The organism is Paracoccus albicereus (assembly GCF_024359525.1).
Classification (GTDB): domain Bacteria; phylum Pseudomonadota; class Alphaproteobacteria; order Rhodobacterales; family Rhodobacteraceae; genus Paracoccus; species Paracoccus albicereus.
The window spans coordinates 210419-224515 of record NZ_JAKZEU010000001.1; the positions used below are offsets into that span (position 1 = coordinate 210419).

The window sequence follows — 14097 nt, forward strand, 5'->3', positions numbered from 1 at the left end:
GAATGGCCGCACCGCGGGAAAAACCCGCGGGCGGTCGCGGCCGGTTTCTTGACGCAGCGACGCCGCGCGTGGGACAGCGAAGGGCATGAGCCGTCGGACCACCATCGATGACGAACTGGAAGCGCCCGGAAACGTGGCTCGCAAGTCCCTGAGCATCCGCCGCCTTGCCCGCTGGGTGCTGCGCTGGACCGGATGGATCGCCACCCGCATCCTGCTTCTGATGGCGGTGCTGGTGGCCTTCTACGGGCTGATCAATCCGCCGACCACGCTGACCATCGCACGCGAGGCGACCGAACCTCGCCGCTGGACGCCGATCGAACAGATCGCGCCGGCGATGACGCGCGCCGTCGTCGCGGCCGAGGATGCGAATTTCTGCACCCACTGGGGGTTCGACATGGCGGAAATCCGCAAGGTGATCGCCGCCGGCTCCTCCGGCGGCGCCTCCACCCTGACCCAGCAGACGGCGAAGAACGTCTATCTGTGGCAGGGCCGGTCCTGGCCCAAGAAGCTGCTGGAAACCGCCTTCACCCCGATGATCGAGGCGCTGTGGTCCAAGCGTCGCATCCTGGAAGTCTATCTCAACGTCGCCGAATTCGGGCCCGGAATCTTCGGGATCGAGGCCGCAGCGCGGCATCATTTCGGCACGACACCCAACGCCTTGACGACGGTGCAGGCGGCGCGTCTGGCGGCGATCCTGCCCGCCCCGAAAACCCGCCGTCCCGAATCGTCACGCCGCTCGGCCGCCATTGCAGACGGCGCCGCCACGATCGCGCGCGACGGTCGTGCCGCCTGCTTCGACGGCGGATCCTGACCCGTCCTTTGCCCGGCGTGGTTGAAACGCGGGGCGCGCAGGCGTATCACCCCGGACGACATTTCGAACGAGCCGCCTCCCGATGACCACGAACAGCCAGACCACCCGTCTCTACCACCATCCGCTGTCGCCCTTCTGCCGCAAGGTGCGCCTGGTGCTGGGCGAAAAGCGGATCGAGGTCGAACTGCTCGAAGAACGCTACTGGGAAGGCGGGCCCGAACTTCTGCGCCGCAACCCCGCCGGCAAGGTGCCGGTGCTGCGCCACAACGGCATGCTGCTGGCCGAAAGTCAGGCGATCTGCGAGTATCTGGACGAAACCGTGCCGCAGCCGCCGCTGATGCCCAAGGTGCCGTCGGAACGCTACGAGGTGCGCCGCCTCTGCGCCTGGTTCGACGACAAGTTCAACGCCGAGGTGACCCAGCCGATCCTGCAGGAACGTGTGTGGAAGAAGGTCATGCGGACCGGCCACCCCGACAGCCGCGCGGTCAAGTCCGGCCTGAAGGCGATCAAGGATCATATCGATTATCTGAGCCAGCTTCTTGAAACCCGCCGCTGGCTTGCCGGCAACACGCTGAGCCTGGCCGATTTCGCGGCGGCGGCGCATTTTTCGTGCCTCGACTACATTTCCGACGTGGACTGGGACCGGTCAGAGGCGCTGACCAACTGGTACGCCACGATCAAGTCGCGGCCCGCCTTCCGCTCGATCCTCGCCGATCAGGTGCCGGGCATCCATCCCGCGCCGCATTATGCCGAACTCGACTTCGGCTAAGGGGGGCGCTGCCCCCCGCCGTCCTGCGGACGACTCCCCCCGGGATATTTCGGGACAGAAGAGAAGGATCGAGGCGCAGGCGCTGGCCGAGGGCTTTGCCAAGATGCGCGTCATGCGGCCGGGCGCTGTGCCCGAACTCACCGGACGGCTGCAGGATTTTCTGGATCAGGGACGACACGGCCAGATGGCCTGGATGGAGGCGCGCAGCCACTGGCGCGGCGACCCGTCCGCGCTGTGGCCCGAAGCGCGCTCGGTCATCATGCTGGCAGAGCTGTACACGCCCGACCACGATCCGCTCGCGGTGCTGGACCGCCCCGACAAGGCCGCGATCAGCGTCTATGCGCAGGGGCGCGATTACCACGATCTGGTCAAGAAGCGGCTGAAGCGGCTCGGCCGCTGGCTGGTCGCAGACACCGGCTGCGAGATCAAGGTCTTCGTGGATACCGCCCCGGTGATGGAAAAGCCTCTGGCGCAGGCGGCGGGGCTGGGCTGGCAGGGCAAGCACACCAACCTTCTGGCGCGCGATCTGGGCAGCTGGTTCTTTCTGGGCGCGATCTTCACCACGCTGGACCTGCCCGCCGACGACCCCGAGGCCGAACATTGCGGGTCGTGTCGCGCCTGCCTTGATGTCTGCCCGACCGATGCCTTTCCCGCGCCCTTCCAGCTGGATGCGCGGCGCTGCATTTCCTACCTGACGATCGAGCATCACGGCCCCGTCGATCTCGAGCTGCGCGCAAAGATGGGCAACCGGATCTATGGTTGCGACGACTGCCTCGCCGTCTGCCCCTGGAACAAGTTCGCCCAGGGCGCGACCGAGATGCGCTATCGCGGCGGCGACCCGGCCCCGGATCTCGCAGACCTCGCCGGGCTGGACGATGCGGCGTTCCGGGCACGTTTTTCCGGCAGCCCGATCAAGCGGATCGGGCGTGACCGGCTAGTGCGTAACGTGCTGTACGCGATCGGAAATTCCGGCTTGGCGCGTTTGCGGCCTGTGGCGCAGGGCTTGGCCCATGACCCCGATCCCGCCGTTGCCGACGCAGCCCGATGGGCAGCCATCCGGCTGGATCCCGCATCCTGACGGGTCGCGGCGCAAAGGCGGATCTGTTCCTTGAAGAGCAGCGCGATCACAGAATCAGATCGCCGCGCTCGATCGGGATGATACCCGTCAGGATGATCTGCAGATCGGCGACCAGGTCGCCGTCCAGATCCGCCTCCAGCCGGGTGAAATTGTCGCCATAGACGAACCGCAACTCCCTAGCGCCGGTGAAGTCGGCGTTGAAGATGAAGCCCAGGTCCAGCACCGACAGATCGACGTGGTCGTCGCCCCGGGTAAAGCCGGTGATCGTGTCGATCCCGGTTGCCGCGTTCGATTCCAGCGCGTCCCGATACAGATAAAGGTCCAGACCCGAACCGCCATCCAGCCGGTCGGCACCCCGGCCCCCGAACAGCGTGTCGTCGCCCGGACCACCCGACAGCCGGTCCTGTCCGTCACCACCGTCCAGCCAGTCGTTGCCGGTCTCGCCCGCCAGAAAGTCGTTGCCTGCGCCGCCACGCAGCAGGTCGTCGTCGTTCAGTCCGTAAAGCGTATCGTTGTCGTCACCGCCGTCCAGCGTGTCATTGCCCCCACCGCCATTCATCCAGTCGTCGCCGGTACTGCCGAACAGCGCGTCGTTTCCCGACAGCCCGCGCAGCCGGTCGTTGCCATCCCCGCCCTCCAGCGTGTCGTTGCCCAGCTCGCCCACGAGCGTATCGTCGCCGGGCCCGCCATCCATCAGGTCGTCTCCATCCCCGCCCAGCAGCGTGTCGCGGCCCTCACCGCCGCGCAGCGTATCGTTGGCCTGCGCACCGTGCAGGAAGTCGTCGCCGGACTCACCGTCGATATAATCGTTGCCCAGTCCGCCCCGCGCCCGGTCGTTGCCGCGACCGGCCATGATCACGTCGTTACCAGCCCCGCCCGCCAGGATGTTGTCGCCGCTGCCGCCGGTCAGCGTGTCGTTTCCCATTCCACCGTCCAGCGTGTCGCGGTGAATGCCGCCCAGCAACACGTCATCGCCATCATGTCCGAACAGCCGGTTGCGCCCGGCGGTATCGATCAGCGTGTCGTTGCCGCGTCCGCCGTTCAGTCTGTCGTCGCCCAGACCACCGTCGAGATGGTCATCGCCGTCCTCGCCCTGCAGATAATCGTTGCCCGATCCGCCCTTCAGGCGGTCGTTGCCGATTCCGCCCAGCAACAGGTCGGCCCCCGGACCGCCGTCGAGTGCGTCGTCCCCATCCTCGCCCAGCAGCGTGTCGTTGCCGTCGCCGCCGAACAGCCGGTCGCGTCCTCCACCGCCCCGAAGGCGGTCGTTGTGCCGCTCGCCATAGAGCACGTCCGCACCCAGCCCGCCCGAGATCGCGTCATGCCCATCACCGCCGATCAGGGTGTCGTCACGCGTGCCCCCCAGGATCACGTCGTTGCCGCCCCGCCCCCGGATGGTCGAGCCGACCAGCGAGGCGCGCAGCATGTCGCCCCGATCCGAGCCGTAGATCTGTGTCGAACTGCCCGGCGGCGTGTAATGCGCGATCGGAAACAGCGCATTGGTGAAGAAGCTCGCGGGCAGCGTCCGGCCGTCATTGGTGAAGATGTCGATCACCGCCGAATGATAGAAGACCTTTGCGCCGTAGGATTGCGGCACGACGGTCAACTGGTAGACGCTGCGCACCATGCCCAGTTGCGACAGGTCCAGCTTGTCCACGCCGACCTCGAAATCCTTGATCGCGATCCGGCCGGTGATGTTCGACGCGACAAAGGTGTCGGCGCCCTGCCCGCCCAGCATCGCGATCGAGCTTTCACCCGCAACCAGCGTGTCGTCCCCCGCTCCGCCATGCATCCAGATCGTCGGCTTGCCAGCGACCATGTAATCGTCCTGCGCGGTTCCCTGCGCCGTATCCTGGGTCGTGGTCACCGTCAGACCGACCGGCCCGGGTTCGATCACGAACTGGACGATCCCTGCGGCGCCCGCGCTCGACACGAACAGCACGATCTTGCCGTCGATCACCGTGGCCTCGATGTCGCTGACGCCGCGAAGGGGCACCCCTTGATCGCCACCGATCGTGTCGAGATGCATCAGCTTGCCGTCGGGTTGCATCAGGAACATCGAGACCCCGTCATCGGTGCCGCCCGCGAAGACATAGCCGCGCCCGCCCACCTCGGCCGCCGCCAGCGCGGTCGCGCCCCTGAACCGGGTCGACAGCTCATCGATCACGTGGTCGGTCGGCTGGAAGCTGCCATCGACGGCGATGCGGAACACCGTCAGCGATGATGCGGCCGAGGATGACATCACCGCAAAGCTCTTGCCGTCGACCATGACGGTGACAAGGTCGCGCGGCATGTTGAAGCCGGTCCCGGACTCCATGTGCATGTATTCGCCGCGGGTCAGCCGGCCATCGTCCGAAACCTGATGCGTCGCGATGAAATTGCCCAGTGCGGACACCGTGACCAGAATCTTGCGTCCGCCGACATCGACGGCCTGGATTGAATCGAAGGTGGCGTCCCGCATCTCGGACATCAGCGGCATCGGCGAGATCGAGACACCGCCAAGGCTGCCATCCGCGTTCAGCCGCCAGGTCGTCAATGTCAGCGAGGCCTTCTGCGCGGTGAAGATGAACTGCCCGCTGACCGTCTCGAACTGGCCGATCTCGACGATGCCGGAACCCAGCACGCGCGCATCCAGCGGCCGCCCCGCGCTGCCGATCGTGCCGTCGGCCAGGACCTGCCAGCTTCCGCCGCTGCTGCCGCGCGCGTCGATGGGCAGGATCCACGATCCCGAAGGCAGATCGATCAGCGCCGTCTGCGGCGCGCGCATCGCCTGCGCGGGGCCTGTGAGGACGCGTTCATCGATGATCCGCAGCGGGTCCAGCGCCCCGTCCACCGCAAAGGCCGTCAGCCCGCCACCCCGTTCCGATGCGCTGAACAGCACCGTATGGCCATCGACCCGTGCCAGCGACAGGTCGGAAACGCGGGACAGGTAATCCGCAGCGGTGAATGTGGCCACATGACGCATCACGGCCATCACAGGGGAAATCCATTCTATGAATCGTCGTCCCGACCCTATCGATTCCGGTTCGCGAAAACCTTAATCCCGGATGCCTTCACCAATGCTAAATGGCTAGAATTTTAAGCTGTCAGCGATTGCTTGACCCGAAACCGGCGACCCGGCAGCGGGTTCGCGCGCGGGTGCCAGCGCCCCGTAAAGGATCAGCGCCGGATGGGTGATCTCTGCCGTCTCCAGCATCGTCGCAAGCCCCGCGATGTCGGTCCTGACCAGCCGCTCGGCCGGATGTCCCACGGCTTCGGCGAACAGCGCGGGCGTGGTCGCGGGCAGGCCGCGCGCGATCAACTCGGCCGCCATCGCGGGGAAGGTGCGCTGGCCCATGAACACCACCGTCACGGCAAGCGGATCGGCCAGCGCCGCCCAGTTCAGGTCCGCGGGCAGCTTGCCCGTCACGTCGGCGGCGGTCACGTATTGCAGCCGCCGCGCCGTCAGCCGCCTTGTCAGAGGCAGCCCCGCCACCGCCGCGGCAGCCGAGGCCGAGGTGACGCCCGGAACGATCTCCCAGCCGATGCCGGCGGCATCCAGGGCCACGATCTCTTCCTCCAGCCGGCCGAAGATGCCCGCATCGCCGGATTTCAGCCGCACCACGCGACGCCCGGACCTTGCCTGCTCGACCAGTAATTCATTGACGAATTCCTGCTTGGCCGACGGGCGGCGGGCGCGCTTGCCCACGGCGATCCGTTCCGCCTGCGGGCCGGAATGATCCAGAACCGCCTGCGACACCAGCGCATCATACAGGACCACATCCGCGTCGCGCAGCCGCTCGGCCGCCTTCAGCGTCAGCAGACCGGGATCGCCCGGCCCTGCCGACACGAGAGAAACGAAACCGGAAGTGGCGTCGGGATCGGGCAAGGTTCGACCTGCGATGGACAAAACGTCCATCAGCTATAGCATCGCGACCCTTCCCGACAATGGCGCGCTCAGATGCAGCGGCCGCCATCCACTTCCATCGCGACGCCGGTGATCATCGAGGCCTCGTCCGAGGCGAGGAAACACGCAGCATTGCCCAGATCCTCGGGTGTCGAGAAACGCCCGATCGGAATCGTCGACAGAAACTTCGCCCGGATCTCGGGCGTGTCCTCGCCCATGAAGCTTTTCAGCAGCGGCGTCTCGCCCGCGACCGGGTTCAGCGCGTTCACGCGGATGCCGAAGGGCGCCAGTTCCACCGCCATCGCCTTGGTTGCTGTGATCATCCAGCCTTTGGAGGCGTTGTACCAGTTCAGCCGGGGTCGGGGCGACACGCCGGCGGTCGAGGCGACGTTCACGATCGCGCCCCCGCCCGCCTGCTTCATCAGCGGCACGATCTCGCGCGCGAACAGGTAGACCGACTTGCAGTTCACAGCCAGGACACGGTCGAAATCCTCTTCCGACACGTCTTCCATCAGCGCGGGCAGATGGGTCACGCCCGCATTGTTCACCAGCACGTCGGGCGCGCGGTCCAGCCCCGCGACCAGCGCGCGGATGCTGTCGCCGCTGGCCACGTCGACCTCGACCGCGATGCCGCCGACCTCGGCCGCGACCTTCTCGGCCGCCGCACGGTTGATGTCGGCCACCACGACCTGCGCGCCTTCGGCTGCGAATTTCTTCGCGATGCCCGCGCCAAAGCCCGATCCGCCACCGGTCACGATGGCCAGTTTGTCCTGAAGTCTCATGCTTGCCCCCTTGGTTGGCGGCCACAATGGCAGAGCGCGCCGCGGCGACAAGACCCGCTTTACGCCCCCTGCGACGCGCACTAGCGTCGCGCCATGCTGCGCTATGTCGCCCGCCGTCTCCTGATCCTCGCGATCAGCCTGATCGTCGCCTCGGCGCTGATCTTTTCCATCGTGGAACTGGTTCCGGGCGATCCGGCCAGCTTCATGCTGGGCACCGGCGCGCGCCCTGAAACCGTCGCCGCGCTGCGTGATCAGATGGGCCTCGATCTGCCGCTGCCGCTGCGCTACGCGCAATGGGTTGGCGCGATCCTGACCGGCGATTTCGGCACCAGCTTCACCTACAAGACCCCCATCGCGGGGATGATCCTCGACCGGATGCAGGTGTCGCTGCCGCTGGCGCTGATGGCGCTGCTGCTGTCCACCGCGATCGCGTTTCCGATCGGCATCCTCGCCGCATCCCGCCGAGGCGGCGCCAGCGACGCGGCGGTGATGGGTGCGACGCAACTGGGGATCGCATTGCCGAACTTCTGGTTCGCGATGCTCTTGGTCCTTCTGTTTGCCGTGCACCTGCAATGGCTGCCCGCAGGCGGCTTTCCCGGCTGGTCCGATCCGCTGGCCGCGCTGCGCAGCCTGCTTCTGCCCGCCATCGCACTGGCGCTGCCGCAGGCCGCGATCCTCGCCCGCGTCCTGCGCTCCGCCCTGATCGAGACCCAGGGGCAGGACTACATCCGCACCGCCCGCGCCAAGGGCCTGACCCGGGGCCAGACGCTGCGCCGCCACGCGCTAAGGAACGCGCTGATTCCGGTTCTGACCATCATGGGCATGCAGTTCTCCTTCCTGCTGGCCGGGGCGATCATCATCGAGAACGTGTTCTACCTGCCCGGCCTTGGCCGCCTGATCTTCCAGGCGATCACCCAGCGCGACCTGATCGTGGTGCAGTCGGCGGTCCTCGTGCTGGTCGCCGCCGTCATCGCGGTCACCTTCCTTGTCGATCTGGCCTATGCCGCCGTCGACCCGAGGCTGCGGCGTCGATGAGATGGGGCCTGATCCTCGGCGCGATCCTTGCCGGCATCGCCGTCCTGGCGGCGCTGATCTCCTTCGCGTGGACGCCTTACGACGTCACCGCGATGGCCATCGCCGACAAGCTGCAGACACCGTCGGCCAGCCATCCCTTCGGCACCGACCATTTCGGCCGCGACATCCTGTCGATGCTGATGGTCGGCGCGCGCACCTCCATCGCCGTGGCGCTGGTCGCGGTCGGCATCGGCATGGGCCTCGGCGTGCCGCTGGGGCTGCTCGCCGCCGCCAACCGCGGATCGTGGATCGACGAGACGGTGATGCGCGGCAACGACCTGATCTTCGCCTTCCCCAGCCTCGTCATCGCGATCCTGATCACCGCGGTCTTCGGCCCGTCCGCCGTCAACGCGATCATCGCCATCGGCATCTTCAACATCCCGGTCTTCGCGCGCGTGACCCGCGGCGGCGCGATGCCGCTCTGGACGCTCGACTACATCCGCGCCGCCGAGGTCGCGGGCAAGCGCCGCGCCCGGATCAGTGTCGAACATATCCTGCCCAACATCGCCAACCTTCTGATCGTGCAGGGCACGATCCAGTTCAGCCTCGGCATCCTGGCCGAGGCGGGGCTGTCCTATGTCGGCCTTGGCGCGCAGCCGCCCACGCCCAGCTGGGGCCGGATGCTGGCCGAGGCGCAGACCATGGTCACCATCGCCCCCCATGTCGCGGTGATCCCGGGCCTCGCCATCGTGTTGACGGTGCTGGGGCTGAACCTGCTGGGCGACGGTCTGCGCGACTGGCTCGACCCACGCCTGCGGGTGATGCGATGATCGAGACCCGCGACCTGTCCGTCACCATCGGCACGACACCGATCCTGCGGGACGTCAACCTGACCCTCGCCCCCGGAACGATCACCGGTCTGGTGGGCGAATCCGGCTCGGGCAAATCGATGTCGGCCCTGGCAATCATGGGTCTGCTGCCCCACCGCGCCCAGGCCAGCGGTCAGGTCCTGATGGATGGCCGGAACCTGCTGACCACCCCGGAACCCCAGCTCTGTCGCATCCGCGGCCATCGCATCGGAATGATCTTCCAGGAGCCGATGACCGCGCTGAACCCGCTGATGACGATCGGCGACCAGGTGGCGGAAACGCTGACCATCCACGGCGACATGCCCCGCGACCAGGCGCTGGCGCGCGCCCGCGACCGGCTGGACCGCGTCGGCCTGCGCGAGCCGCGCTTCCCGCTGAGCCTCTACCCGCACGAATTGTCCGGCGGCCAGCGCCAGCGCGTCGCCATCGCACTGGCCATCGCGCTGCGTCCGGACCTGCTGATCGCGGACGAGCCGACGACCGCGCTGGATGTCACCACGCAGGCGCAGATCCTCGACCTCCTGCGCGATCTCGTCCGCGACGAGGGGATGGCGCTGCTGCTCATCACCCATGATCTGGCCGTGGTTGCGGGCATCGCCGATCGCGTGGCGGTGATGTGCGACGGCGCGGTGGTCGAGGAAGGCGAGACTGAAAAACTTTTCCGCACCCAGTCCCATCCCTATACCCGCCAACTTTTCGCGGCCTCGCGCCATGCCCCGGACCGCGTGCCCACGCGCGCCGAAACGCCGCTGCTTCAGGTCGAACACGCGATCCGCGAATACGGCCTGCCCCGCCCCTCGGCCTTCGCGCCGCATCCGGTCCTGCGCGCGGTCGACGACGTCTCCCTGACCATTGCAGAGGGTGAAAGCGTCGGCCTCGTGGGCGAATCCGGCTGTGGCAAATCGACGCTGACCCGGGCCATCCTCGGGCTCGATCCCCTGCAGGGCGGCCGCATCCGTCTGGACGGTCAGGCGGTCACCGCCGGCCGCGCCATGCCGCCCGCGCTCCGCGCGAAGATGCAGGTCGTGTTCCAGGACCCGTTCGGCAGCTTCGATCCGCGCTGGCGCGTCGAGAGGCTGGTGGCCGAGCCCTTCCACCTGACCGGCCGCCCCGCCGACTGGCGCACCCGCGTCGGCCAGGCGCTGGAGGAAGTCGGCCTGCAGCCATCGGATGCGGGCAAGTACATCCACGAATTCTCCGGCGGCCAGCGCCAGCGCATCGCCATCGCCCGCGCGCTGATCATCCGGCCGCGCCTGATCGTGCTGGACGAGGCGGTCAGCGCGCTCGACGTGCGCGTCCGGGCGCAGGTGCTGGATCTTCTGGCCACCTTGCGCCGGGACCACGGCATGGCCTACCTATTCATCAGCCACGACCTGTCGGTCGTGCGCGGCATCACCGACCGCGTGCTGGTGATGGAAAAGGGCCGCGTCGTCGAAACCGGCCCGACGGACACGGTGCTGACCGAACCGGCCCACCCCTATACGCAGCGGCTGATCGCCGCCGCCCCTGAAATTCCCGCGGAATGGAGCGTGGCATGAAAGACCTGTGGTTTCCCTCGGATCAGATCCTGATCGGCGGCGCGTGGCAGGACGCGACCGATCACTTGCCGGTGGAAAACCCCTCGACCGGCGAGACGATCGGCCGGATCGCCCGTGGCCGCGCGGCCGAGATCGACGCGGCGGTCAAGGCGGCCGAGGCCGCGCGCACCGGCGAATGGGGGCGCATGACCGCGCTGGAACGCGGCCGGATTCTCGCACGCATCGGGCAGCTTGTGCTGGAACGCACCGACGCGCTGGCGCGGATCGAGGCGATGGACGTCGGCAAGCCGCTGACCCAGGCCCGTGCCGATGCGGTGGCGCTGGCCCGTTATCTGGAATTCTACGCCGGCGCCGCCGACAAGATCATGGGCGAGACGATTCCCTATCTCGACGGCTACACCGTCTACACGCTGCGCGAACCCCACGGCGTCACCGGCCATATCGTGCCCTGGAACTACCCGATGCAGATCATCGGCCGCTCGGTCGGTGCGGCGCTGACGATGGGCAATGCCTGCGTCCTGAAACCGGCCGAGGAAGCCAGCCTGACCGCGCTGGCCTTCGCGCGGCTCGCGATGGATGCGGGCCTGCCGCCCGACGCGCTGAACGTGGTCACGGGTCTGGGCGAAGAAGCGGGGGCCGCGCTTTCGTCGCATCCGGGCGTCCATCATCTGTCCTTCACCGGCTCGGTCGGCGTCGGAAAGCTGATCCAGCAATCCGCGGGCGAAAACGTCGTCCCGGTCACGCTGGAACTGGGTGGCAAGTCGCCGCAACTGGTCTTCGACGACGCCGATCTCGACCGCGCGCTGCCGTTCCTCGTCAACGCCGGCATCCAGAATGCCGGCCAGACCTGTTCCGCCGCCTCGCGCATCCTCGTTCAGCGGGGTGTCCATGACGAGGTGGTCGCGCGCATGGCCGACGCCTACCGCAAGCTGCGCGTCGGTCCGGCGATGGACGATCTGAACGTGGGTCCCCTGATCTCGGCGCGGCAGAAAGAGATCGTTCAGGGCTTTCTCGACAGCGCGGGCGACCTGACCATCGCTGCCACGGGCCAGATCGTGGACGGCGCCCCGGAAGGCGGCAACTACCTCGCCCCGCACCTGTTGACCGAGGTGTCGCCCGACCATCCGCTCGCGCGTGACGAGATCTTCGGCCCGGTTCAGGTCGTCATCCCCTTCGACGACGAGGCCGAGGCCATCGCGATCGCCAACGGGACCGATTACGGCCTCGTGGCCTCCGTCTGGACCGAGAACGGCAGTCGCGCGATGCGTCTGGCCAAGGCGATCCGCTCGGGTCAGGTCTTCCTCAACAATTACGGCGCCGGCGGCGGGGTCGAGCTGCCGTTCGGTGGGATCGGCAAGTCAGGTCACGGCCGCGAAAAGGGGTTCGAGGCGCTCTACGGCTTCTCGACCCTCAAGACCGTCGCCGCCCATCACGGCTAGGGTTGCACGACCCCGCGCCTGTGCCAGCGCGGGCGACGCCCTTTCTTCTTTACACAAATATCCCCGCCGGAGGCATTCGGGCGCAGCCCGAACCCCTTAACGCTTCCTGAACCGCCCGTTCGCAGCCTGTGTACAGGTTGTGTACAGCCTGTGTACGCGCGGTGTACGGGTTGTGACGCGTCAGACCCAGCAAACGCTGGCCCGAACGACCCGCCGCCCGTTGCGCTGTTGCACAGCCACCGTGCGCTTGATGCGCCGTCCGATCTTAACCGTTCCTTAACCTTCCTTCGCTTGACCCGACGGCCCTCGACGCCCATATCTGGACCAACAAGGAGCCCGCCGATGTTCATCCAGACCGAAACCACGCCGAACCCCGCCACGCTGAAATTCCTGCCGGGCGAAACCGTGCTGGGCGCAGCGGGCACCGCCGATTTCCCCGACCGCGACACCGCCGGCGCCTCGCCGCTGGCCAGCCGCATCTTCGGTGTCCCCGGCGTCACCGGCGTGTTCCTGGGCAGCGATTTCGTGACCGTCACCAAGGCCGAGGCGACCCAGTGGGATCACCTGAAGCCCTCGGTCCTCGGCGCGATCATGGAGCATTACCAGTCCGGCGCCCCGGTCGTTGAGAACGCCGGCGCCGGTGACGGCGGCCACGCCGCCCATGACGGCCCCGACGGCGATATTGTCGTCCAGATCAAGGAGTTGCTGGACACCCGCGTGCGTCCGGCAGTGGCGCAGGATGGCGGAGACATCACCTTCCACGGCTTCGACCGCGGCGTCGTCTACCTGCACATGCAGGGCGCCTGCGCGGGCTGCCCGTCCTCGACCCTGACGCTGAAGATGGGGATCGAGAATCTGCTGCGTCACTACATCCCCGAAGTGACCGAGGTCCGCCCGGTTGCCTGAAGGGGTCAGTCTCGGCTTCGACACATCGGCCGCGCATTGCGCGGCCGCTTTGCTGTCCGGCGACGACATCCTGACCCAGCGCATCGAACCGATGGCCAAGGGCCAGGCCGAGCGCCTGTTTCCGATCATTGAGGAATTGCTGGTCGAATCCGGCATCACCTGGTCCGACCTGTCGGTCATCGGCGTCGGCACCGGCCCCGGCAATTTTACCGGCATCCGCATCGCCGTCGCCGCCGCGCGCGGATTGTCCCTGTCGCTCGGCATCCCGGCGATCGGCATCTCCGTTCCCGAAGCGATGGCGCTGGACCTGCCGCGCCCCTGCCGCATCGTCATCCCGGCCCGCGCCAATCACCTGATCTGGCAGAACTTTCGCGACGATGCGGAAGTCACCGCGCCGCAGCAATCAGATACCCTGCCCCCCGGCCCGGCGCCCAGCGATCCCGTCGTCCCGCTGCCTGTCGCGATCGCGCGTCTCGCCTTGGCTCGTCGTGATCGACCCCATCCGCGCCCCGCGCCGATCTACCTGCGTCCCGCCGACGCAGCACCCGCGCGCGACCGTGGACCGGTGATGCTGCCGTGACCTTCGACCAGATGGCCGCGCTTCACGCGCGCGCCTTCACCCGTCCCCGCCCCTGGTCCGCGGACGAGATCGCCGAAATCCTCGGCACGACCGGCGCCTTCCTCGTCTCGCACGCCCAGGGCTTCCTGATCGGACGGGTCATCGCGGACGAGGCCGAACTTCTGACGCTCGCCGTCGATCCCGATGCCCGAAGACTGGGCATCGGTGCCGATCTGACGCGGCGTTTCCTGCATGCCGCGGCGTCGCGCGGCGCGGCGCAGGTCTTTCTCGAGGTCGCATCCGACAACACCGCCGCACGCGCGCTATACGCCAGTCTCGGCTGGCGTGAAGCGGGTCTGAGACGCGGCTATTTCGCGCGCGATCTGGACGCGCTGGTGCTGCGGATCGACCTTGAATCGCACGAAAAAGACGGTTGACCGCTACCA

At 67.6% G+C, this 14097-nt stretch carries 13 protein-coding genes; 10 read left to right on the top strand and 3 right to left on the bottom strand.

What is annotated here, in order from left to right:
• The first annotated feature begins 85 nt into the window (after positions 1-85).
• The 3 genes from mtgA to queG all read left to right on the top strand — a co-directional run bounded on the left by mtgA (position 86) and on the right by queG (position 2658).
• Complete coding sequence (gene mtgA / locus MLD63_RS01120; RefSeq protein ID WP_255327998.1) at positions 86-811, top strand: monofunctional biosynthetic peptidoglycan transglycosylase; 726 nt, start codon at positions 86-88, stop codon at positions 809-811.
• Positions 812-893: 82 nt separating this feature from the next.
• The gene (gene fzlA, locus MLD63_RS01125; protein WP_255327999.1) at positions 894-1580 is read left to right on the top strand and encodes an FtsZ-binding protein FzlA; all 687 of its coding nucleotides are present in this window, start codon (positions 894-896) and stop codon (positions 1578-1580) included.
• The gene (queG, locus tag MLD63_RS01130; RefSeq protein ID WP_439957601.1) at positions 1558-2658 is read left to right on the top strand and encodes a tRNA epoxyqueuosine(34) reductase QueG; all 1101 of its coding nucleotides are present in this window, start codon (positions 1558-1560) and stop codon (positions 2656-2658) included. The genes fzlA and queG overlap by 23 nt, the downstream gene beginning before the upstream one ends.
• A gap of 46 nt (positions 2659-2704) precedes the next feature.
• Here the strand turns inward: queG and MLD63_RS17930 are convergent, their stop codons facing one another.
• From MLD63_RS17930 to MLD63_RS01150, 3 genes are all read right to left on the bottom strand, one after another.
• The gene (locus MLD63_RS17930; protein ID WP_304363985.1) at positions 2705-5632 is read right to left on the bottom strand and encodes a calcium-binding protein; all 2928 of its coding nucleotides are present in this window, start codon (positions 5630-5632) and stop codon (positions 2705-2707) included.
• A gap of 96 nt (positions 5633-5728) precedes the next feature.
• Positions 5729-6556, bottom strand: a complete 828-nt coding sequence (gene cobA, locus MLD63_RS01145) for a uroporphyrinogen-III C-methyltransferase (protein WP_255328000.1) — start codon at positions 6554-6556, stop codon at positions 5729-5731.
• 38 nt (positions 6557-6594) lie between these two features.
• Positions 6595-7326 carry a glucose 1-dehydrogenase gene (locus MLD63_RS01150; protein WP_255328001.1) on the bottom strand — a complete coding sequence of 244 codons (732 nt, stop codon included), beginning with the start codon at positions 7324-7326 and terminating at the stop codon, positions 6595-6597.
• A gap of 93 nt (positions 7327-7419) precedes the next feature.
• Between MLD63_RS01150 and MLD63_RS01155 the strand changes: the two genes are divergently transcribed.
• The 7 genes from MLD63_RS01155 to MLD63_RS01185 all read left to right on the top strand — a co-directional run bounded on the left by MLD63_RS01155 (position 7420) and on the right by MLD63_RS01185 (position 14088).
• Positions 7420-8361: an ABC transporter permease gene (locus MLD63_RS01155; protein WP_255328002.1), complete on the top strand. Its 942-nt coding sequence runs from the start codon at positions 7420-7422 to the stop codon at positions 8359-8361.
• Complete coding sequence (locus MLD63_RS01160; RefSeq protein WP_255328003.1) at positions 8358-9170, top strand: ABC transporter permease; 813 nt, start codon at positions 8358-8360, stop codon at positions 9168-9170. The genes MLD63_RS01155 and MLD63_RS01160 overlap by 4 nt, the downstream gene beginning before the upstream one ends.
• The gene (locus tag MLD63_RS01165; RefSeq protein WP_255328004.1) at positions 9167-10747 is read left to right on the top strand and encodes an ABC transporter ATP-binding protein; all 1581 of its coding nucleotides are present in this window, start codon (positions 9167-9169) and stop codon (positions 10745-10747) included. Before MLD63_RS01160 ends, MLD63_RS01165 begins: the two co-directional genes overlap by 4 nt.
• Positions 10744-12186 (top strand): aldehyde dehydrogenase family protein, encoded by a 1443-nt coding sequence (locus MLD63_RS01170; protein ID WP_255328005.1) that lies wholly within the window; start codon positions 10744-10746, stop codon positions 12184-12186. The genes MLD63_RS01165 and MLD63_RS01170 overlap by 4 nt, the downstream gene beginning before the upstream one ends.
• Positions 12187-12528: 342 nt before the next feature.
• Entirely contained in the window at positions 12529-13092 is a 564-nt protein-coding gene (locus MLD63_RS01175; protein ID WP_255328006.1) for a NifU family protein, read from the top strand.
• A complete protein-coding gene (gene tsaB, locus MLD63_RS01180; RefSeq protein ID WP_255328007.1) occupies positions 13085-13672 on the top strand; it encodes a tRNA (adenosine(37)-N6)-threonylcarbamoyltransferase complex dimerization subunit type 1 TsaB in 588 nt (195 codons plus the stop codon). The genes MLD63_RS01175 and tsaB overlap by 8 nt, the downstream gene beginning before the upstream one ends.
• Complete coding sequence (locus tag MLD63_RS01185; RefSeq protein WP_255328008.1) at positions 13669-14088, top strand: GNAT family N-acetyltransferase; 420 nt, start codon at positions 13669-13671, stop codon at positions 14086-14088. Before tsaB ends, MLD63_RS01185 begins: the two co-directional genes overlap by 4 nt.
• Positions 14089-14097: the final 9 nt, after the last annotated feature.